Origin of the sequence: Vibrio sp. 10N.261.52.A1 (assembly GCF_002876325.1) — a bacterium.
Taxonomy (GTDB): domain Bacteria; phylum Pseudomonadota; class Gammaproteobacteria; order Enterobacterales; family Vibrionaceae; genus Vibrio; species Vibrio chagasii.
Genome location: NZ_MCYD01000417.1, coordinates 1 through 639 on the forward strand (window position 1 = coordinate 1; position 639 = coordinate 639).

1 protein-coding gene is annotated in these 639 nt (G+C 35.8%); it reads right to left on the reverse strand.

The features are described from left to right. Positions 1-207 precede the first annotated feature (207 nt). Positions 208-597, reverse strand: a complete 390-nt coding sequence (locus tag BCT81_RS05035; protein ID WP_063522984.1) for a hypothetical protein — start codon at positions 595-597, stop codon at positions 208-210. Positions 598-639: the final 42 nt, after the last annotated feature.

Sequence of the window (639 nt, forward strand, 5' to 3'; positions counted from 1 at the left end):
TTGATAATGTGCAATGCGTTAAAATTTTGTCAGAGAAGCATCTGGACAGAAAGCACTTAGGCTTTTTACCCTATTTCAACTATCAAGTATTGGAAAAGAACTAATTTGCAGTGCTGCAAAATGTAACTCACATGATTCAATACACTAGGTGCTTATCATTTCTATCGATTAGCAAGAAATTGGCAAATAATCTATAAGAGAAAGACTTTAGTTTATGATACGTGTGACTTCATAATTACCATTTCGGTAAATAACAGCAAAGTTACTGAATGATGTTCCTGTTGAAGTGTAAGGTTTAGCGGCAACGTTTCCGTCAGGCGTAGCAACAGTTGCAGTTACTTTAGTAACTAAGCAAACACCTCTTTCATCATCGGTCCATTGTTGGCCACTGTTTGCAACATATGTACTTTGTAAACAAACAGCAAAATCAACTCTTCCCGATACGTGAAACTGAGTGGAATTAGCAACGGTTACATATGGATAGCCCCAACTATCCGTGTTGTCATTGTAAGATAAGTTCCCTTCCTCAGCAGATGTTGCGTATGCGGATATAAGCAATGAAAACACTGGAAATAACGATAATATTGTTTTTTTCATAATAACCTTCCTAATATATGCATAATAACCAGTCAATATTTA

What these genes read in the sequence shown, in the direction of transcription:
- BCT81_RS05035 (WP_063522984.1), bottom strand. Translation starts at nt 597, where the DNA reads ATGAAAAAAACAATATTATCGTTATTTCCAGTGTTTTCATTGCTTATA.